The sequence below is a fragment of the Streptomyces sp. NPDC050759 genome, assembly GCF_044456945.1.
In the GTDB taxonomy this organism is placed as follows: Bacteria; Actinomycetota; Actinomycetes; order Streptomycetales; family Streptomycetaceae; genus Streptomyces.
Map to the genome: position 1 here is coordinate 86,694 of NZ_JBITGI010000025.1, position 18,948 is coordinate 105,641.

Consider the following 18,948-nt stretch of genomic DNA (forward strand, 5'->3'; position numbering starts at 1 on the left):
GGTCATCACCGCGTCGCCGGGAACGCGTTTCGCGCCACGGTGACCACCCCGAGGGCCACCGCGACCCACGGCAACGCGGTCCACGGCAGCGCCCCGGCGCCCCAGCCGTCCAGTGCGAGGCCCCCGGTCAGCGAACCCACCGCGATGCCGGCGTTGTACACCGTGGTCTGCAACGACGTCGCCACGTCCGCCCGTTCCGGACCCGACGCGTCGATCAGCGCGGTCTGGATCAGCGTCGGCGCACCCCCGAAGGCGACGCCCCACAGGGCGACCGAGATCAGCAGCACACCAGGGACCCCGGCGGCGAGCCCCAGCGCGAGCATCACGGCCGCGCACAGCGCCAGCGCGCCCACGAGCGTCGGCCGCAGATGCCGGTCCACCAACACCCCGGTGATCCAGATCCCCGCCACCGTCGCCGACCCGAACACCAGCAGCACCAGTCCCGTACGGCCGAAACCGGCATGCGCCGCGAACGGGGCGACGTACGTGTACATCGTCTGATGCCCCACCAGCAGGAAGAGCGTGACGGACAGGACGGCCGGGATGCCCGGCAGCGCGGCGACCCGGGCGAGCGGCACGCGCGCGTGCCCCGTCTCGCCCGGGAAGCCGGGCACCCGCCACCGCACCCAGCCCACCAGCAGCACCGCGAGCCCGGACAGCAGCCCGAACGCGGTACGCCAGCCCACCGTCCCGGCCAGCGCGGTCCCGGCCGGGACGCCCAGGGCCAGGGCGAGGGTGATCCCCGCGAGGACGATCGCGATCGCCCGGCCGCGCCGCTCGGCCGGCACCATCCGGGCCGCGTACCCGGCGAGCATCGCCCAGAGCGTCCCGCCCATGCCCCCGGCCACCAGCCGTGCCCCGAAGGTGAGGGCGTACGACGAGGACACCGCCACCACCGCGTTGCTCACCGCGAAGCCGAGCAGCGCCCCGACGAGCACCGGCCGGCGTGGCAGCCCGCGCAGCAGGGCCGTGAGCGGGATCGCGGCGGCGAAGGACGCGAGCGCGTACCCGGTGACGAGGAAGCCGATCCGGGCCTCGGAGACGCCCAGATCCGGGGCCATGCGGGGCAGCAGACCCGCGGGCAGCAGCTCGGTCAGCACGGCGGTGAAGGCGGCCGTCGACAGGGCGAGGAGCCCGGACCACGGGAGTGGGGCGGACGCGGGCGGGGCTGTCCCCTTGGCCGGGGAGATGGTGGACATGCGACCATGCTCGGACCTTCACATCAGTGTGAAGGCAAGGGTGACCCGGGAGTACGTGATGAGGATCGGTGAACTGTCCCGCCGCACCGGGGTCCCCACCCGGCTGCTGCGCTACTACGAGGAGCAGGACCTGCTGCACCCCGAGCGCACCGACAACGGCTACCGCGACTTCGGAGAGGCGGCGGTCCGCGACGTCCAGCAGATCCGCGGGCTGCTGGACTCGGGCCTGACCACGGAGATGATCCGCGCGATCCTGCCGTATCTGTCGGGGCCGGAGGAGATCCTGTTGCCGCCCGAGCACCTGACGCCTCGGACCGCGGCCCTCCTGGAGGCCCATGTCGATCGCATCCAGGCCCGGATCGACTGTCTGGCCCGCAACCGCGACCGGCTCAGCGCCTACCTGGCGGCGGTGCGCGCGGAGGCCGGGCGGCCGTAATCGCCATTGCCGCAAAGGCGTCCGGGTGATGAAGTGGGCCCATGGATCATGTTGCGGTACTCGCCCTCTTCGACCGGGACATGCGCGAAGGCGCACAGCCGGACGGTCCCGGTGCCCGTGTCGAGCGGGTCGGCGGGGTGGTCCGCCAGGTCGCCGCCGAGCACGGCTGGAACGGCGTCGTCTGGTCCGACCTGGACGCGTCGAGCGCCGACAAGGCGATCGCCGAGCAGATCGCGTACTACAGCGGGCTCGGCCACGAGTTCGAGTGGAAGCTGTACGGCCACGACCTGCCGATCGACCTCGGACAGCGGCTCAGGGCGGCCGGATTCACCCCCGAGCCCGAGGAGACGCTGATGATCGCGGAGGTCGCCGACCTCACCCTGGACGTCGAACCGCCCGAGGGGATCCGTTTCCTTCCGGTCACCGACCGGGCGGGTGTCGACCTCGTGGCGGATGTGCACGAGAAGGCCTTCGGCACCGACAGCACCCGGCTGCGGCACCAACTGCTCGCCCGGCTCCAGGACGACCCCGACACCGTGGTCGCGACCGTCGCGCTCGCCGGGGACGTGCCGGTCAGCGCGGCCCGCATGGAGCTCGTGCCCGGCACCCGCTTCGCCGGCCTGTGGGGCGGCGGCACCGTCGAGAGCTGGCGCGGGCGCGGGATCTACCGCGCCCTGGTGGCGCACCGGGCCCGCGCCGCCGTGGAGCGTGGGTACCGCTACCTCCAGGTCGACGCGATGGCCGCGAGCCGGCCGATCCTGGAACGCCTCGGGTTCGCACCGCTGACGATCACGCAGCCGCACGTGTACCAGCCGTAGAGCCCGGTGGCCGGGACAGCCGTGGAGCCCGGCACCCGGGGCAGCCGTAGAGCCCGGTGGCCGGGACAGCCGTGGAGCCCGGTGGCCGGGACAACTCCAGAGTCCGGCGGCCCCGATGTCACATCCGGGCCCGCCCGATCCGTCGCACCGGTATGACGACGAACCAGAACCAGAGCATCCTCCTCGCCGGCGCGAGCGGCGTCCTCGGCCGCCACATCGCCAGGGCCCTGACCGACGCGGGCCACAAGGTCACCGGACTCGGCCGGAGCGAGGGCAACGGCGTCCGGGCCGACCTCATGGACCGCGACGCCCTGCTGCGGGCCGTGGACGGGCAGCACTTCGACACCGTCGTCCACGCGGCGACCGCACTGCGCAAGCCGCCCGTGCGCCACCGCGACATGTACGCCACCGACGCGCTGCGCATCGAGGGCACCGCCCACCTCGTCGAGGCCGCCCGGGCCACCGGCGCCCGCCGCTTCGTCACCGAGTCGATGGTCTTCGGATACGGGTACGGCGACTTCGGCGACCGACCGATCACGGAGGACGACGAGTTCGGGCCGCGCGGTACCGACCCGGAGCTGGAACGGCACCTCGCCGGGATGCGCACGAAGGAACAACTCACCTTCGAGGCGCCCGGATTGGAGGGCATCGCACTGCGCTTCGGCCTCTTCTACGGCCCCGGCGGCACCGACAACATCCTGACCCTGCTGCGCAAGCGGCAACTGCCCGCCCCCGCCGACCACGGCCGGGTCCTGCCGTGGGTCGAACTCACCGACGCCGCCCGCGCGGTGGCCGCGGCGGTCGCCCACGGGCGCCCGGGGCAGGCGTACAACGTCGCGGACCGCACACCGCTCGGCTTCCGCGCCCATCTGCTGTGCGTGGCCGAGGAGTTCGGACTGCCGAGGCCGATGACCGTACCGCTGTGGCTCACGAGGCCGATGAGCTATGCGCACACGATGTTCTCGACGAACATGAGGGTGTCGGTGGAGAAAGCCCAGCGGGAACTGGGCTGGACGCCCGCGTACCCGTCCAGCCGCGACGGTCTGGCCGCGCTTCGGGCCGCGACGACCCGGTGATCACAGATCGAGCTGGTACTCCACGGACTTGTGCGTCGGCAGGTATCCGAGTGCGTCGTTGACGGCGAGCATCGGCTTGTTGCTCTCCGCGGTGTCGGTGCACAACCCGGACAGTCTCGGGTGCCGATCGAGGGCGTGGCGGACGGCCGCGGCCTTCATCCAGCGGGCCAGTCCCTGCCCGCGGTGCTCGGGCAGCACCGCGGTGCCGTAGTGCTGGCCGTCCCCCGACCCGTCGCCCGGCACGACCAGTTCGGAGAAGCCGACCACGCTGCCGTCCGTCGCGTCCACGGCGGCGACGGTGTGCAGCAGCTCTCCGCGTCGCGCGACCGCCTCCGCGGCCGCGACCACGCGTTCCACGTCCCAGACGACCCTGCCGAAGTCCGTGCCCTCCATCGGCATGTCGTCCATCGCCCGCCGGGAGTCGGCGAAGGACCGCGCCAGCGCGTCCGGCACGGTGCCCTCCCACTCGGTCAACCGGTAGCCGGGGTGCGGCAGTTCGACGAGTGCGTCGATCGCGGCACGATCGACGTCGGCCAGCGGGAGCCGGGCGTACGTGAGCGCCAGGACCTGCCGGAATCCCCGCGCGGCCAGGAAGAGATCGGCGGGGGAGCCCTGTACGGCCTGCGCGATCACCGACCGTCGCCGTTCCGCCTTCGCGGCGCCCACAGCGGCCTTGAGCAGCCGGCTTCCGACGCCCTGCCGCCGCTCGGCGCCGTGCACGGCGAGTTGCAGTTCGGCGAGGTGCTCCTGCCCCTCCCTCGTGAACAGCCGCAGGAAGGCGGACCCGAGCGGGACCCCGTCGTCCCCGGAGGCCAGCCAGGCCAGACGGCGGCTGGAGGCGGCGGGTTCGGGGTCGGCGAGCGGGGTGATGTGGAAGGGCAAGCGAGTCTCCGGCACGGGAGGAGGGGCGGCGGGCGCTTGAAGCCTGCCGTCGTGCTCCGGCGGGCGCAACGGGATTTGCCGTCGGGGCGCCCGCATTCGTCGGAGCCCCCGCACTCAGGGCACACACGCGGCGGCGCGCCGGAGACTCCGGCGCGCCGCGTTTTCGCGTGCTGGTGTGGTGCCTTGTGCCGTACGACCGTCAGCGGCGCGCCTTCGACCGGTCCAGCGCCGCCACGCCGAGCGCGGCGAGGCCGATCTGGATGAGCCACTCGACCCAGTCGATGCCCTTGGTGTCGGCCACGTCGAAGGCCCCGGCGATCGCCGAGCCGATCAGCGCGGCCACGATGCCGACCGCGATGGTCCACAGGATCCCGATGCGCTGACGGCCCGGAACCACGAGCCGGCCCAGCACACCGATCACTATGCCGATCACGATGGCACTGATGATGCCGTCGACTTCCATCTCCGCCCCTTTTCCGATGAGCCCCGATGTAGTCCGGATGCCCGCTGGGGGCGGCCTCAGTCCGGCTTCGTCCCAACCGGCGGTCAACACCCGGTCAATCCTGGTCGGGAGGACCGGACGATCCTGTTCAGCCTTCTTGGTGTCATGTACCGTTCAAATTGATCAGGTATCTATGCGCGTAGTTCCCTTTCCCGCATCACCCCCTCCCCAACTCCTCACGGAGGTATGCCGGATGCTCGGACTTACCGTTCCCCGCCACAGACTCGGCGCGGTCGTCGCCGGATTCAGCCTCGTCGCCGCAGGTGTCGCCGTGCAGGTCACCGCCACCCCCGCCGCCGCTGCCACCCCGCACCGGATCCTCTTCGACAACGCCCACGCCGAGACGGCCGGCAACGCGGACTGGATCGTCTCCACCAGCCAGCCCGACCCCCTGGGCCAGGACTCCTCGCCCTCCGCCGAGACCGACTGGACCGGCGCCCTCTCCTCCTGGGGTGTCGCCCTCCAGAAGACCGGCGACTACAGCCTCAAGACCGCGACGAGCGCCCTCACTTACGGCGGCTCCTCGGCCACCGACCTGTCGAACTTCGACACCCTGGTCCTCCCCGAGCCCAACACGCTCTTCACCACCGCCGAGAAGACGGCGATCATGACCTTCGTGAAGAACGGCGGCGGTCTCTTCATGATCTCCGACCACACCGGCGCCGACCGCAACAACGACGGCGAGGACGCGGTCGAGATCCTCAACGACCTGATGACCAACAACAGCGTCGACTCGACCGACCCGTTCGGTTTCTCCATCGACTCGCTGAGCATCAGCTCCGACTACCCGAGCGCCATCAGCGACAGCGGCAACCCCGTCCTGCACGGCTCCTTCGGCACCGTGACCAAGAGCCTGATCGCCAGCGGCACCACGGCCACCCTCAAGCCCGCCGACAACTCGGCCGTCAAGGGCCTGCTCTACCGCACCGGTTACTCGGGCAACACCGGGGCCTTCTTCGCGACCAGTACCTTCGGCAGCGGCCGCGTCGCCTTCTGGGGCGACAGCTCACCCATCGACGACGGCACCGGCCAGTCCGGCAACACCCTCTACGACGGCTGGAACGACTCCGGCGCCACCAACGCGGCCCTCGCGCTCAACGCCACGGAGTGGCTGTCCGGCGGGAGCGGCAGTGGGAGTGGCGGAGGCGGCGGTTCCACCTGCACGTCGGCGCAGCTCCTGGGCAACAACGGCTTCGAGTCGGGCAGCAGCACCTGGAGTTCCACCAGCGGCGTGATCACCAACTCCACCGACGAGTCCGCCCGCACCGGCTCCTCTTACGCCTGGCTCGACGGCTACGGCTCCGCGCGCACCGACACCCTGTCCCAGTCGGTGACCGTCCCGGCCGCGTGCACCACGGCCACGCTCAGCTTCTACCTGCACGTCGACACCGCCGAGACCACCACCAGCACCGCCTACGACACCCTCAAGGTGCAGGTTCTGAACAGCTCGGGCACGGTACTGAGCACTCTGGCCACGTACTCGAACCTCAACGCTGCCTCCGGCTACACCCAGCGCAGCTTCAGCCTGGCGGGCTACGCCGGCCAGACCGTCACCCTCAAGTTCACCGGCACGGAGGGCTCCACCCTCCAGACGTCGTTCGTCGTCGACGACACGGCACTGAACGTCAGCTGATCCGCGCCGGGACCCACCCGGTGGCGGCCGTCACCCCGGCCGCGATGTCGATTTCCGTGCGCCCGTCGGTCACCACGCGCAGCGTGCCGGCGGGCGCCCGCTCGTCCAGCATCCGTGCCTTGCGGGCGCCGCGCCGCATCTCCTGCTCCAGCTCGGAGCACGCCCGAGTTCGGCGTAGTTTCCCCGCACGGCGGTCAGGTTGCGCTCACCGGTGGCGGCCCGGGAAGCCCCCGTCGATCACACCCGATGGGGAACCACGCCGCAGGCGGCGGAGTATCAGGCACGCAGGCGCCAGGTGCGCAGGACGATCTCCCGGCCGCGCGACACCCTTCTGACCGGCGGCTCGTCCGTGAGCTCGAACGCACAGGACCGGGCGACCGCCTCGCTCGCCGCGTTGGCGGCGTCGATGCGCAGCACCACCCGGCGGGGCCGGATCTCCCGGACGGCGTACTCGGCCGCGAGGCGCACCGCCCGCCCGGCGAGCCCCTGGCCCCGGTGGGCGGACCCGATGCCGTAAGCGAGCTCCAGGTCACGCTCGTCCGAACCGCTGCGGAACAGCAACACCTCCCCGCGGGGAAGGAGTCCGTCCGTGGTGACGGCCAACTGGATCTTCCGTCCCTCGGCCTGCCCCTCCCGCGCACCGGCGAGATAGGCGCGCCCCGCGTCCAGGTCGAACGGTGAGGCCACCGGCGTCCAGCGGGCCATCTCCGGATCGTCGTAGAGCGCGACCAGGTCGGCGAGGTCGGCGTCCGCCCACTCGCGCAGCCGGACGCCGTAGCCTTCGAGACGTGCGGGCGGGACGAGGGTGAAGGTTCTGTTCGTGTCCATGGGACGATCCTGCCCCGGGAGGCGGTCGGTGGAGGAGTCGGCGCTCGGCGGCGGCGCGGTCAGCGAGGTCGTCCGGGTCGGAGAGACCGTGCGGCGCACACCGTCGCAACGGTCGCCGTTCGTACGGGAGTTGCTCGCGCTGTTCGAGAGCGCCCGCTGGCGGGGTGCGCCCCGGTTCCTCGGTATCGACGAACACGGCCGGGAGACGTTCGGCTACCTCGAGGGGAGGGCCGCCGTGACCTCGCGCGAGCGCGTCGCCGCCCGTGACGACGAAGCCCTCGTGGAGGTGGCCCGACTTGTCCGGGCCTTCCACGACCTGACCCACGGGACGCCGCTCGCCGGCGATCGGGACGTCGTCTGCCACAACGACCTCGCGCCGAAAAACACCGTGTACGCCGTGGCGGACGGCGTATGGCGCCCTTCGGCCTTCATCGACTGGGACCTGGCCGCCCCGGGCGCCCGGATCCACGACGTCGCCCACGTGTGCTGGCAGTACCTCGACCTGGGGCCGGCCGTCACCGACGTGGCGGAGGCCGCTCGCCGGATCAGGCTGGTCTGCGACGCCTACGGCCTCGACGGGCGGGACCGGCTGCTGGACACGGTGCTGTGGTGGCAGGACCGGTGTCGGCGAGGGATCGAGGCCGGGGCGCTGAGAGGCGAGCCGGCCATGGTCGGGCTGCGGGAACAAGGGGCCGTGGACGAGGTACGGGCCGCGTGGGAGTGGGTCGCCGCTCATCGGCGCGAGCTGGGCTCCCAGCTGGGGTGACGGCATGCGGAGGGAGGGCCGGTCCACCGCGCGTGGACCGGCCCTCCCTTCTTCCGGGTCGGGGAACCTCTACGGCTTGGGGGCGCTCTTCGCCGCCGTGACGGTGCACATCAGCCCCAGGATCACCGCGAGGGCGCCGATGATGATGTTGTTCAGCGCCACACCGGCGTCGGGGCTCTCGCCGACGACCCAGGGAGCGATGATCATCCAGATGCCGACCGCGCAGAAGGCCCAGCTGAGGCCGTACATGCGCTCAGGGGTCTGGGTGAACCCGAGGGCCAGCAGACCGATCGCTATGCCCACGATGAGGTTGTGGGTCACGAGGGCGGGCTGGCTCGTCGTGTAGTGGAGTATCCAGGGGGACACGGCGCAGTACAGACCGAGCAGGAACACCGGTCCGTCCACGAGCGCCACATCGCGACCGCCGAGCATGCGGGCGTAGCGTTCCCGCATTTCCGGAGCGTCGGGGTGGCTGGTGATGTCACCTCTGGTGTGCGAGACGTTGGCCATGACTCGTCTCCTTTGACTTACTGGCCTGACCGCGTCTGGTGCGGTGTGCGGTAAGCGCCGCCTGCATACATTCTGCGCTTATTTTCTCTTTATGTGTAGAGGTGGCAGCCTCGTCTCCGGGTTCCCGGGGCCGACGTCAGTCCCGGCCCCGGGCCCGTTTGAAGCGGGCGAGACCCTCGGGCAGCTCCACGATCGGATCCGGATGGTCGAGCGCGGCGCGGTCCAGGCCCCGCAGCTTCCACGGCTCGTGCACAGCGGGTCCCCGCAGCGCGGACAGTTCCGGCACCCAGCGGCGGACGTAGGTGCCGTCGGGGTCGTACCGCTTGGCCTGGGCGACGGGGTTGAGGACGCGGTTGGGCCGGGTGTCGGTGCCGGTACCCGCCATCCACTGCCAGTTGAGCTGGTTGTTGGCGAGGTCACCGTCGACCAGCAGATCCAGGAAGTGCCGGGCGCCCCGACGCGCCAGTCCACGTACAGCGTCTTGGTGAGGAAGCTCGCCGTCAGCAGACGGCCACGGTTGTGCATCCAGCCCTCGTGGCGCAGCTGGCGCATCGCCGCGTCGACGATCGGGTAGCCGGTGCGTCCCTCCTTCCACGCCTGGATGTCCTCGGCGGCGGCCCGCTCGGAGCGCCAGCGGTCGTGCCGGGTGCGGTAGTCGGCGGTGGCCGCGGCGGGGCGGGCCGCGAGCACCTGCCGGTTGAAGTCGCGCCAGGCGAGCTGCCGTACGAAGGCTTCGGCGCCCGGACCGCCTGCCCGGCGCGCCCGGTGGACGAGTTCGACGGGGGACAGGGTGCCGAAGTGGAGGTGCGGGGAGAGCCGGGAGGTGGCGTCGCCGGCCAGGTCGTCGTGGCGTTCCCCGTACGCGCCCACGCCCGCCCGCAGCCAGGTGGTGAGCCGCTCGCGGCCCTCCGTCTCACCGCCGGCGGCGAGTCCTTGGGAGAGTCCCGACAGGTCGGCACGGGACGGCAGGAGCTCGGACCCCACGCCGTCCGGGACCCGCACGGTCCGCGGGGCCGCGAGCGGGTCCCGCAGCCGCTCCTGGGACCAGCGCCGGAAGTAGGGAGTGAAGACGGCGAAATGGTCCGAGGTGGCCGGGACCACCGCGCCGGGAGCGACGGCCGTGTTCACGGTGTCGTGGACGTGCAGCCGTACGCCCTCCGCCTCCAGGGCCCGGCGCAGCCGCTCCTCCCGCCGGTGGGCGTGGGAGCTGACGTCGGACGCCATGTGCACCTCGTCGGCGTCCGCCTCGGCGGCGACCTTGCACACCTCGTCGACGAGGCCACCGTGGCGCACGACCAGCCGGCCGCCCCGCTCACGCAGACCCGTGTCGAGGTCGCGCAGACAGTCGGCCAGGAACGCCAGTCGGTTGGGGGCGGCGAATCCGACGGCGTCCACGGCCCGGTCCCGCACGAACAGCGGGACGACCTGCTCGGTGACGTCGAGGGCGGCCCTGAGCGGCGGGTGGTCGTGCAGCCGCAGGTCGCAGGTGAACAGGACGACCGAGATGCTCATGGTGCTACTCCGGGATGCAGAGAGGAGCCGGGAGGTCAGCGGACCGGGGCGTGCTGTGGATCTCTGGCCGCCGAATCCGCCGCGGCCCGGGCGATGTTGCGGGCCATGCCGCCGAAGACGATCGCGTGGAAGGGGGAGACGCTCCACCAGTAGACCTGGCCGAGCAGACCGTGCGGATGGAACAGGGCGCGCTGCCGGTAGCGGGTGCGACCTTCCTCGTCCGTGACCACGCCCATCTCCAGCCAGGCCAGGCCCGGCAGCCGCATCTCGGCCCGCAACCGCAGCAGCCGGCCGGGCCCGATCGCCTCGACCCGCCAGAAGTCCAGCGAGTCACCGACCCGCAGCCGGGCCGCGTCCCGGCGCCCCCGGCGCAGCCCGACCCCGCCCATCAGCCGGTCCAGCCGGCCCCGCACCGCCCAGGCGAGCGGGAAGGAGTACCAGCCGTTCTCGCCGCCAATGCCCTCGATGACCCGCCACAGCGCTTCCGGCGAGGCGTCGACCCGGAGCTCCCGGTGGTCGCTGTAGAGACTTCCGCCCGCCCAGTCGGGGTCGGTGGGCAGCGGATCGCTGGGGGCGCCCGGCACCGAGGCCGACGACCACCGGGTCGTGACCCGCGCTTCCCGCACCCGCTGCAGAGCCAGTCGTACGGCGTCGTCGAAGCCGGTCGGACGAGCGGGCGGGCCGGCGAGATGGCGGGCGATGTCGTCCTCGTGGCAGACCACCTCGTGGCGCAACGACTCGGTGAGCGGCCGGGCGATCGAGGCGGGCACCGGTGTCACCAGGCCCACCCAGTGGCTGGAGAGCCCGGGGGTGAGCACCGGCACCGGAAGGATGATCCGGCGCGGCAGTCCGGCGACCGCCGCGTACCTGAGCATCATCTGCCGGTACGTCAGCACCTCCGGTCCGCCGATGTCGAAGGCCCGGTTGACGTCCGACGGCATGCGGGCGCTGCCGACGAGGGCACGGAGCACATCGCGGACCGCCACGGGCTGGATGCGGGTGTGCACCCAGCTCGGGGTGACCATCACGGGAAGGCGTTCGGTCAGGTACCGCAGCATCTCGAAGGACGCGGAACCCGAGCCGATGACGACGGCCGCCCGCAGGACCGTGGTCGGGACCCCGGAATCGAGCAGGATGCGGGCCACCTCGGCACGGGACCGCAGGTGCGGGGAGAGCTCGTGCTCGGGCACGCCCGCCGGGGTGAGCCCGCTGAGGTGCACGATCCGCCGCACGCCCGCGACCCGGGCCTGCTCGGCGAAGATCAGCGCCGCCCTGCGGTCGGTGTCCTCGAAGTCCTTGCCGGAGCTCATCGCGTGCACCAGGTAGTACGCCACATCCACCCCTGCCAGTGCGCGGGCGACGGACGCGGCGTCGGTCACGTCACCGGCCACCACCTCCGCACGGTCGGCCCACGGATGGTCGCGCAGCCGGTCGGGGGAGCGGGCAAGGCAGCGCACCCGGTGTCCCGCGGAGAGGAGTTCGGGGACGAGCCGGCCGCCGATGTACCCCGTGGCGCCGGTCACCAGACAGCGCAGTCCCTCTCGCGTGTCGTCGTGCTCCATCGGCTCTCGGCCCTTCGTCCAGGCCCCCCTGCTGACCACTTCCGTGCCGCGGCTCGCTTCGATGCGGTGCCTCGTGAACTCGCCGGCGGGGCTGCCGTGCCGGCCCGCGCACGCGGCAGCCTCGACCGCTCTGCGCCCGCTGCCCGTGGCACATCCCCCGTCCCGTCCCGCACTGGGACGGGCGCAGGAGCGGGGCGAGCAGTGGCAGGGACGCGTTCGTGACCATGCTGCGCCGGCCCGGTTCCTGCCCACGGCCGGCGCCCGTGGACGAAAACGCGGGCTCGGGGACATGATCGCGCGCATCGCGGGAAGCCGCACTCGTACGGGACAGGACGGTTCGAGTCGTACATCGATGCTGGAGGTGTTCGCCGCTATGGGCGCGAAGGTGTTGGAGCGGTTTCCTGCGGGAGCTCCTCGCGGATCGTGGCCGGCGGAGGAGTACGCGGCGGAGCGACGGGCCAAGGGCGAGCCCGCGACCGTCGTGATGGATCTGAAGTCGGACGCGTTCCTCGTGGTCGTCCCGGGGCGCGACGAGGACTGAACGAGCACGCTCCTCCTGGGGCGCTCAGCCGGGCGGGGTGAGCGTCCCGCCCAGGTGCCGGGCCCGGCGGACGAACACGTCGTGCAGGTCCCGGGCCGCCTGCGGCACGGACTCGGCCCTGCGGCGCTGAAGCATCAGCAGCACCCGGGTCGCGTCGCCCTCGATCGGCCGGTGGGTGATCGTGCCCTGACGTTCCAGCGGATCCCCGACCACGCTGAAGTCGGGCAGCACGGTCACCCCCAGCCCCTCGGCCACCATCAGCTTGCCCATCTCGGCGCCGTCGGTGGAGTACGCGAAGGACGAGCCGCGATGGCCCAGCAGCCGGTGGACGAAACGGTGCATGACATATCCGGTGCGCATCGCGATCAACGGCTGGGTGAGCAGGTCGTCCACCGGTACACAGGTCCGCGCGGCCAGCGGACTGTCCGGGCGCAGGCACACCACCGGCCGCCCCCGAAGCAGCTGCGTGGACTCGAATCCCGCGGGCGTGTCGTCACCGTCGAGGTGATTGACCAGACCGAGGTCGAAACCGCCCTCGGACAGGGCCCGGTGGATGTCCGTCTGCTGCGCGCCGACCACCTCGACCTGGGTGACCGGATGAGCGGCCCGGAAGTCCTCGACCGCCGGAATGAGCAGCGGCACGGTCGCCGCGTTCACCGTGCCGACCCGGACCATACGGCTGATGCGGTGCTGCTCGCCCGCCGCCGCCCGCAGCCGGTCCACCGCCTCCAGCACGCCGACGATGTGCGGCAGCAACTCCCGGCCCTCCGCGCTCATCGTCGCCCCGGACCGCTTGCGCTCCAGCAGGTCGACCCCGAGCTCCCGCTCCAGGTTCCGCACGGTCTCGCTCAACGCGGGCTGCGACAGGCGCAGTTCGTCCGCCGCGCGGCGCAGTGAGCCGAGCCGGGTCACCGCGGCGATGTATTCCAGCTGTTCCGTCCGCATGCACCGCAGAATGCGGGCCATTTCCCTCCCGGTTCAAGGGTTTCCCTGTCACACGTTCGTGAAATTCAATGGTCCGCGATACGAGACCGGTCGGGTTTTCCTTGACGCCTCTCGCCGCCGGCTGTCACGATCGACGGCATGAAGATGCGACTGGACCTCACGCGGCGACGCCATGTCGACCTCGCGCGCGTCTCCAGCGCCTCCTGTTGCGCCGCGGCCTGATCAACCTCTCTCCGATCCGCCGCGCCTCTCCCTCTTTCGAGAGCTCTTTCGAGAGTTTCCACGCCTGAATTCCCTGTGCCCGCGCACCTCTTGAATTCGGCGTGCCCGAAAACATTCCGCAACAGGAGTCACGCATGCCTGCCGCGCCCGTGAAATTCGCCTACTGGGTCCCCAACGTCAGCGGGGGACTCGTCACCAGCAAGATCGAGCAGCGCACCGACTGGGGCTACGACTACAACCGCGAACTCGCCGTCCTCGCCGAGAACAACGGCTTCGACTACGCGCTCAGCCAGGTCCGCTACATGGCCGGCTACGGCGCCGAGTACCAGCACGAGTCGACCAGCTTCAGCCTCGCCCTGCTGCTCGCCACCCAGCGCCTGAAGGTCATCGCCGCCGTCCACCCCGGCCTGTGGCACCCGGGCGTCCTCGCCAAGCTCGGCGCCACCGCCGACCACCTCTCCAAGGGCCGCTTCGCCGTGAACGTCGTATCCGGCTGGTTCAAGGGCGAGTTCACCGCCCTCGGCGAGCCCTGGCTGGAGCACGACGAGCGCTACCGCCGCTCCGAGGAGTTCATCACCGCCCTGCGGAAGATCTGGACGGAGGACCACGCCGAACTCGGCGGCGACTTCTACCGGTTGCGGGACTTCTCCCTCAAACCCAAGCCCCTCAACACCGAGGAACGGCCGCACCCGGAGATCTTCCAGGGCGGCAACTCCAGCGCCGCCCGCGCCATGGCCGGCCGGGTCTCCGACTGGTACTTCTCCAACGGCAAGGACTTCGAAGGAGTCGTCGAGCAGATCACCGACGTCCGCAAGTCCGCCGCCGAAGTCGGGCGCAGGGCACCGAAGTTCGGCCTCAACGGCTTCCTCATCGCCCGGGACACCGAGGCCGAGGCCCGCGACACGCTGAGGGAGATCGTCGCCAAGGCCGACACGGAGGCCGTCGAGGGATTCGGCGCGGCCGTGAAGCAGGCCGGACAGTCCACCGGCGACAAGAAGGGCATGTGGCAGGACTCCACCTTCGAGGACCTCGTCCAGTACAACGACGGCTTCCGCACCGGCCTCATCGGCACGCCGGAGCAGATCGCCGAGCGGATCGTCGCCTACAAGAAGCTCGGGGTGGACCTCCTGCTCCTCGGTTTCCTGCACTACCACGAGGAGGTCGAGTACTTCGGCAAGCGAGTGCTGCCGCTCGTGCGTGAGCTGGAGGCCCAGCTCCCCGAGTCCGTTCCCGCACAGGTCTGAGGAGGTCACTGAGATGAGCACCGCCACGAACACCGACTGGCAGACCCGCCCCGCCCCCGCGACCGCCCAGGACTGGATCGCCCGCGCCGCCGAGGTCGCCGCCGTCCTCGCCACCGACGCCGCCGAACGCGACCGGGCCGGCGCCACCCCCTACGCCGAGGTACAGCTCCTCAAGGACGCCGGCCTCGTCACCCTGCTCGGCCCCACCGAGCACGGCGGCGGGGGCCAGGACTGGCCCACCGCCTACCGGGTGGTCCGCGAGGTCGCCAAGGCCGACGGCTCCATCGGCCAGCTGCTCGGCTACCACTACCTCTGGTTCTGGGCCGCCCGCCTGGTCGGCACCCGCGAGCAGTGGGAGCACGTGGAGGCCGAGGCGTCCCGCAACCGCTGGTTCTTCGGCGGCGCGGTCAATCCGCGCGACAAGGACGTCGTGGTGACCGAGGACGGCGACGACCTCGTCTACACCGGCCGCAAGTCCTTCTCCACCGGCAGCAAGGTCTCCGACGTCACGGTCCTCGAAGGCGTCCTGGAGGGCACCGACCAGCACGTCTTCGCGATCGTGCCCTCCGACTCCGAAGGCTTGACCTTCCACGACGACTGGGACAACATCGGTCAGCGCCTCACCGAGAGCGGCGGCGTCACCCTCGACGGCGTGCGCACCCCGTGGTCGAGCGCGGCTGGATATGTCGACAAGGTGTTCCAGCCGCGCGTCTACAACACCCTCAACGTCCCCACCATCCAGCTGGTCTTCGTCAACTTCTACCTGGGCATCGCGGGCGGCGCGCTGGAGACGGCCGCCACCTACACCCGCGAGAAGTCCCGCTCCTGGCTGCACGGCGGCTACGAGCGCGCGGTCGACGAGCCGTACGTCATCGACGTCTACGGCGACCTCACCGCCAAGCTCTGGGCGGCCGAGGCCCTCGCCGACGCAGTCGCCGCCGAGGGACAGAAGCTCCACGACGACCCCGACGCGGTCACCGAGCAGACGCGAGGCGACTTCGAGGTCCGGGTGGCCGCGGTCAAGGCCCGCGCCACCGACGTGGCCCTGGAGATCTCGAACCGGATCTTCGAGGTGACGGGCGCCCGCTCCACGGCCACCGCCGAAGGCCTCGACCGGTTCTGGCGCAACGTCCGCACCCACACTCTCCACGACCCGGTCGCGTACAAGCGGCGCGAGGTCGGCCGCTGGGTCCTCGAGGGCGAGCTGCCCGAACCCACCTGGTACTCCTGACCGCTTCCCGGGGCGCCCCCTCCTGAACAGGGGGCGCCCCGCCTGCCCTCCCCGAAAGAGGACCGCATGGCCACCGTCCTGTCCGTCTCCGGCAGTCCCTCCGCCTCCTCCCGCACCAACCGGCTGCTGCGCCACCTCGACCGGCGCCTGACCGCGCAGGGCCACGAGGTGATCCCGCTCGACGTCCGCACCGTCCCCGCCGAGGCCCTGCTCGGCGCCGACTTCAAGCACCCGGCGATCGTCGAGGTGACCGAGCTCTTCGAGCGCGCCGACGGGATCGTCGTAGGGACTCCCGTCTACAAGGCGTCGTACTCCGGTGTCCTCAAGGCCCTGCTCGACCTGCTCCCGCAGTACGCCCTGCTCGGCAAGACCGTGCTGCCTCTGGCCACCGGCGGCTCCACCGCCCACGTCCTGGCCATCGACTACGCGCTCCGCCCGGTCCTCAGCTCCATGGGCGCCGCCCACATCGTGCAGGGCTGGTTCACCCTCGACAAGGACATCACCGTGCAGGATGACGGCTCGCTGACCGTCGCGCCCGCCGCGACCGAGGCGCTCACCCAGGTCGTCGACCAGTTCTCGACCGCGCTGGGACGGCGGCCGGTGCTCGCGGCGGCGGGCTGAAGGACATGACCGCCCATGTGATCGCCGACGACGCGGAGGCCCTCGAGGTCGCCGCGTCGCTCGCCGCGGAGTTCCGCGCGGGCGCCTGTGCCAGGGACGCCGAACGCCGGCTGCCGCGCGAGGAGTTGGACCGGCTCTCCGCCTCCGGGCTGCTCGCCGTCACCGTCCCCGCCGAGCACGGCGGAGCGGACGTCAGCGCGCCGACCCTCGCCGAGATCTTCCGGCTGCTCGCCTCCGCCGACGCGAGCCTCTCCCAGATCCCGCAGAGCCACTTCGTCTACGTCAACGTGATCCACCGTCAGGGCACCGACGATCAGCGGAAGTTCTTCTTCGCCGAGCTGCTCGCCGGCCGCCGCTTCGGCAACGCGCAGTCGGAGGCCGGAACCAAGCACGTCCAGGACATCCGCACCCGCCTGCACCCGGGACCGGCCGGCTCGTACGTCCTCGACGGTGTGAAGCACTACTCGACCGGCGCCCTGTTCGCCGACTGGATCCCGGTGCTGGCCCGCGCCCAGGACGACAGACTGCACGTCGCCTACGTCCCCAGCAGCGCTCCCGGTCTCACGGTGATCGACGACTGGGACGGACTCGGCCAGCGTACGACGGCCAGTGGCACCGTCCGCCTCGAAGGCGTCGAGGTCCCGGCCGACCGGGTCCTGCCCCACCACCTCACCTTCGAGGGCCCCCAACTCCACGGCGCCCTCGCCCAGTTGCTGCACGCCGCCATCGACGCCGGGATCGCCGCAGAAGCGCTCGCGGAGGCCGCGGAGTTCGTCCGGACCAAGAGCCGTCCGTGGTTCGAGAGCGGTGTCGAGACCGCCGCCGAGGACCCCCTGCTGATCCAGCGCTTCGGCGAACTGGCCATCCAGGTAAGGGCGTCCGAGGCCCTGCTCCGGGAAGCAGCCCGTGCCGTGGACGCCGCCCGGGCCGACCTCACCGACGACTCGGCGGCCGAGGCGTCCATCGCCGTGGCCGCGGCCAAGGTGTCGGCGGCGCAGGCCGCGGTGGAGGTGGCGAGCGCCCTGTTCGAGGTGTCCGGTACCCGATCGGCGCTCAACTCCCTGAATCTCCACCGGCATTGGCGCGACGCTCGCACCCACACCCTGCACGACCCGACCCGCTGGAAGATCCAGCACATCGGAAGGTACGTGCTCAACGGCACCCGGCCACCCCGCCACGGCCTCCTCTAGCGATCCGCGGACCTTCCAGATCGGAGCCCCCATGTCCCTCACCTTCCACTGGTTCCTGCCCACCAACGGCGACAGCCGCCATGTGGTGGGCGGTGGTCACGGCACGCCCGCCACCGTCTCCGGACGGGACCGGCCGCCGACGGTCGCCTACCTGAGCCAGATCGCCCGCGCGGCCGAGGACCTGGGCTTCGTCGGGGCGCTCACGCCCACCGGCGCCTGGTGCGAGGACGCGTGGCTGACCACCGCCATGGTCAGCCAGAACACCGAGCGCCTGAAGTTCCTGGTCGCCTTCCGGCCCGGCTTCGTCTCACCCACCCTCGCCGCGCAGATGGCGTCCACCTTCCAGCGGCAGACCGGCGGGCGGCTGCTGCTCAACGTGGTCACCGGCGGGGAGAGCCACGAGCAGCGGGCCTACGGGGACTTCCTCGACAAGGACGCCCGCTACCGTCGTACCGGCGAATTCCTGGACGTCGTACGGGGGTTGTGGGAGGGCAAGACCGTCGACCTGCACGGAGAGCACCTCCACGTCGAGGACGCGAAACTGGCGCGCGTCCCCGACCCGGTGCCCGAGGTGTACTTCGGCGGGTCCTCGCCCATCGCCGGGGAGGTCGCCGCCAAGTACGTCGACGTGTACCTCACCTGGGGCGAGCCGCCCGCGCAGGTCGCCGAGAAGATCGCGTGGATCCGGGGGCTCGCGGCCAAGGAGGGCCGCACCCTGCGCTTCGGGATCCGCCTGCACGTCATCACCCGGGACACCTCCGAGCAGGCCTGGGCCGAGGCGAACCGCCTCCTGGAGGGCTTCGACCCCGAGACGGTCAGGTCGGTGCAGGCCGGGCTCGCCCGCAGCGAGTCCGAGGGGCAGCAGCGGATGCTCGCCCTGCACGGCGGGGGCGACCGCAACGGCCTGGAGATCCACCCCAACCTGTGGGCCGGCATCGGCCTGGTGCGCGGCGGCGCGGGGACCGCGCTGGTCGGCAGCCACGACGAGGTCGCGGAGCGGATCAAGGAGTACCACGCCCTCGGCATCGACGAGTTCGTGCTCTCCGGCTACCCGCATCTGGAGGAGGCCTACTGGTTCGGCGAGGGAGTCCTGCCACGCCTGGCCGCACAGGGGCTGTGGCAGCACCCGTCCGGCAAGCAGGCAGCGCCCTCGGCGCAGGTACCGTTCGCGAGCTAGGCCGTCACCACGTACGCTCACGGGCTCGACCTGCGAAACCGTCGAGAGGAACA

20 protein-coding genes and 1 pseudogene are annotated in these 18,948 nt (G+C 71.6%); 12 read left to right on the top strand and 9 right to left on the bottom strand.

What is annotated here, in order from left to right; translation table 11 throughout:
* Window positions 1–5: 5 nt before the first annotated feature.
* The gene (locus ACIBJB_RS43695; protein WP_398939737.1) at window positions 6–1,199 is read right to left on the bottom strand and encodes an MFS transporter; all 1,194 of its coding nucleotides are present in this window, start codon (window positions 1,197–1,199) and stop codon (window positions 6–8) included.
* Between the two features lie 58 nt (window positions 1,200–1,257).
* Here ACIBJB_RS43695 and ACIBJB_RS43700 point away from each other — a divergent pair, with 58 nt between their 5' ends.
* The 3 genes from ACIBJB_RS43700 (at window position 1,258) to ACIBJB_RS43710 (ending at window position 3,529) form a co-directional block, all read left to right on the top strand.
* On the top strand, window positions 1,258–1,635 hold the full coding sequence (locus tag ACIBJB_RS43700; RefSeq protein ID WP_398939738.1) for a MerR family transcriptional regulator: 378 nt from the start codon (window positions 1,258–1,260) through the stop codon (window positions 1,633–1,635).
* A gap of 41 nt (window positions 1,636–1,676) precedes the next feature.
* Window positions 1,677–2,453 carry a GNAT family N-acetyltransferase gene (locus ACIBJB_RS43705; RefSeq protein ID WP_398939739.1) on the top strand — a complete coding sequence of 259 codons (777 nt, stop codon included), beginning with the start codon at window positions 1,677–1,679 and terminating at the stop codon, window positions 2,451–2,453.
* A gap of 152 nt (window positions 2,454–2,605) precedes the next feature.
* Window positions 2,606–3,529 carry an NAD-dependent epimerase/dehydratase family protein gene (locus tag ACIBJB_RS43710; RefSeq protein WP_398939740.1) on the top strand — a complete coding sequence of 308 codons (924 nt, stop codon included), beginning with the start codon at window positions 2,606–2,608 and terminating at the stop codon, window positions 3,527–3,529.
* Here ACIBJB_RS43710 and ACIBJB_RS43715 read toward each other — a convergent pair whose 3' ends face one another.
* Both ACIBJB_RS43715 and ACIBJB_RS43720 read right to left on the bottom strand, forming a co-directional pair.
* A complete protein-coding gene (locus ACIBJB_RS43715) occupies window positions 3,530–4,411 on the bottom strand; it encodes a GNAT family N-acetyltransferase (protein WP_398939741.1) in 882 nt (293 codons plus the stop codon).
* Between the two features lie 199 nt (window positions 4,412–4,610).
* Window positions 4,611–4,874, bottom strand: coding sequence for a GlsB/YeaQ/YmgE family stress response membrane protein (locus ACIBJB_RS43720; protein WP_398939742.1), 264 nt, complete (start codon window positions 4,872–4,874; stop codon window positions 4,611–4,613).
* A gap of 232 nt (window positions 4,875–5,106) precedes the next feature.
* Here ACIBJB_RS43720 and ACIBJB_RS43725 point away from each other — a divergent pair, with 232 nt between their 5' ends.
* Window positions 5,107–6,546: a hydrolase gene (locus tag ACIBJB_RS43725; RefSeq protein WP_398939743.1), complete on the top strand. Its 1,440-nt coding sequence runs from the start codon at window positions 5,107–5,109 to the stop codon at window positions 6,544–6,546.
* Here ACIBJB_RS43725 and ACIBJB_RS43730 read toward each other — a convergent pair.
* Both ACIBJB_RS43730 and ACIBJB_RS43735 read right to left on the bottom strand, forming a co-directional pair.
* Window positions 6,539–6,685: a hypothetical protein gene (locus ACIBJB_RS43730; RefSeq protein ID WP_398939744.1), complete on the bottom strand. Its 147-nt coding sequence runs from the start codon at window positions 6,683–6,685 to the stop codon at window positions 6,539–6,541. The two genes, ACIBJB_RS43725 and ACIBJB_RS43730, sit on opposite strands and share 8 nt — an antisense overlap.
* A 137-nt stretch (window positions 6,686–6,822) precedes the next feature.
* Window positions 6,823–7,374: a GNAT family N-acetyltransferase gene (locus ACIBJB_RS43735; RefSeq protein ID WP_398939745.1), complete on the bottom strand. Its 552-nt coding sequence runs from the start codon at window positions 7,372–7,374 to the stop codon at window positions 6,823–6,825.
* Between ACIBJB_RS43735 and ACIBJB_RS43740 the strand changes: the two genes are divergently transcribed.
* The gene (locus ACIBJB_RS43740; protein WP_398939766.1) at window positions 7,373–8,140 is read left to right on the top strand and encodes a phosphotransferase; all 768 of its coding nucleotides are present in this window, start codon (window positions 7,373–7,375) and stop codon (window positions 8,138–8,140) included. The two genes, ACIBJB_RS43735 and ACIBJB_RS43740, sit on opposite strands and share 2 nt — an antisense overlap.
* Window positions 8,141–8,209: 69 nt before the next feature.
* On the opposite strand, the gene ACIBJB_RS43745 is transcribed toward ACIBJB_RS43740, so the two are convergent.
* From ACIBJB_RS43745 to ACIBJB_RS43755, 3 genes and pseudogenes are all read right to left on the bottom strand, one after another.
* Entirely contained in the window at window positions 8,210–8,650 is a 441-nt protein-coding gene (locus ACIBJB_RS43745) for an SPW repeat protein (RefSeq protein ID WP_326671634.1), read from the bottom strand.
* A gap of 136 nt (window positions 8,651–8,786) precedes the next feature.
* A pseudogene (locus ACIBJB_RS43750) lies at window positions 8,787–10,162 on the bottom strand (cryptochrome/photolyase family protein).
* 35 nt (window positions 10,163–10,197) lie between these two features.
* Complete coding sequence (locus ACIBJB_RS43755; RefSeq protein ID WP_398939746.1) at window positions 10,198–11,724, bottom strand: SDR family oxidoreductase; 1,527 nt, start codon at window positions 11,722–11,724, stop codon at window positions 10,198–10,200.
* A gap of 352 nt (window positions 11,725–12,076) precedes the next feature.
* Here ACIBJB_RS43755 and ACIBJB_RS43760 point away from each other — a divergent pair, with 352 nt between their 5' ends.
* A complete protein-coding gene (locus ACIBJB_RS43760) occupies window positions 12,077–12,265 on the top strand; it encodes a hypothetical protein (protein ID WP_059208846.1) in 189 nt (62 codons plus the stop codon).
* A gap of 24 nt (window positions 12,266–12,289) precedes the next feature.
* Here ACIBJB_RS43760 and ACIBJB_RS43765 read toward each other — a convergent pair whose 3' ends face one another.
* Window positions 12,290–13,210: a LysR family transcriptional regulator gene (locus ACIBJB_RS43765; protein ID WP_266376144.1), complete on the bottom strand. Its 921-nt coding sequence runs from the start codon at window positions 13,208–13,210 to the stop codon at window positions 12,290–12,292.
* Between the two features lie 144 nt (window positions 13,211–13,354).
* Between ACIBJB_RS43765 and ACIBJB_RS43770 the strand changes: the two genes are divergently transcribed.
* The 6 genes from ACIBJB_RS43770 to ACIBJB_RS43795 all read left to right on the top strand — a co-directional run bounded on the left by ACIBJB_RS43770 (window position 13,355) and on the right by ACIBJB_RS43795 (window position 18,895).
* Complete coding sequence (locus ACIBJB_RS43770) at window positions 13,355–13,432, top strand: putative leader peptide (protein ID WP_350786652.1); 78 nt, start codon at window positions 13,355–13,357, stop codon at window positions 13,430–13,432.
* A gap of 134 nt (window positions 13,433–13,566) precedes the next feature.
* Window positions 13,567–14,676: a dimethylsulfone monooxygenase SfnG gene (sfnG, locus tag ACIBJB_RS43775; protein ID WP_398939747.1), complete on the top strand. Its 1,110-nt coding sequence runs from the start codon at window positions 13,567–13,569 to the stop codon at window positions 14,674–14,676.
* Window positions 14,677–14,689: 13 nt separating this feature from the next.
* Window positions 14,690–15,907: an acyl-CoA dehydrogenase family protein gene (locus ACIBJB_RS43780; RefSeq protein ID WP_398939748.1), complete on the top strand. Its 1,218-nt coding sequence runs from the start codon at window positions 14,690–14,692 to the stop codon at window positions 15,905–15,907.
* Window positions 15,908–15,973: 66 nt separating this feature from the next.
* Entirely contained in the window at window positions 15,974–16,528 is a 555-nt protein-coding gene (gene ssuE / locus ACIBJB_RS43785; RefSeq protein ID WP_398939750.1) for an NADPH-dependent FMN reductase, read from the top strand.
* Window positions 16,529–16,533: 5 nt separating this feature from the next.
* Window positions 16,534–17,718: an SfnB family sulfur acquisition oxidoreductase gene (locus tag ACIBJB_RS43790; protein ID WP_398939751.1), complete on the top strand. Its 1,185-nt coding sequence runs from the start codon at window positions 16,534–16,536 to the stop codon at window positions 17,716–17,718.
* A 31-nt stretch (window positions 17,719–17,749) separates the two neighbouring features.
* Window positions 17,750–18,895, top strand: coding sequence for an LLM class flavin-dependent oxidoreductase (locus tag ACIBJB_RS43795; RefSeq protein ID WP_398939752.1), 1,146 nt, complete (start codon window positions 17,750–17,752; stop codon window positions 18,893–18,895).
* Window positions 18,896–18,948 lie beyond the last annotated feature (53 nt).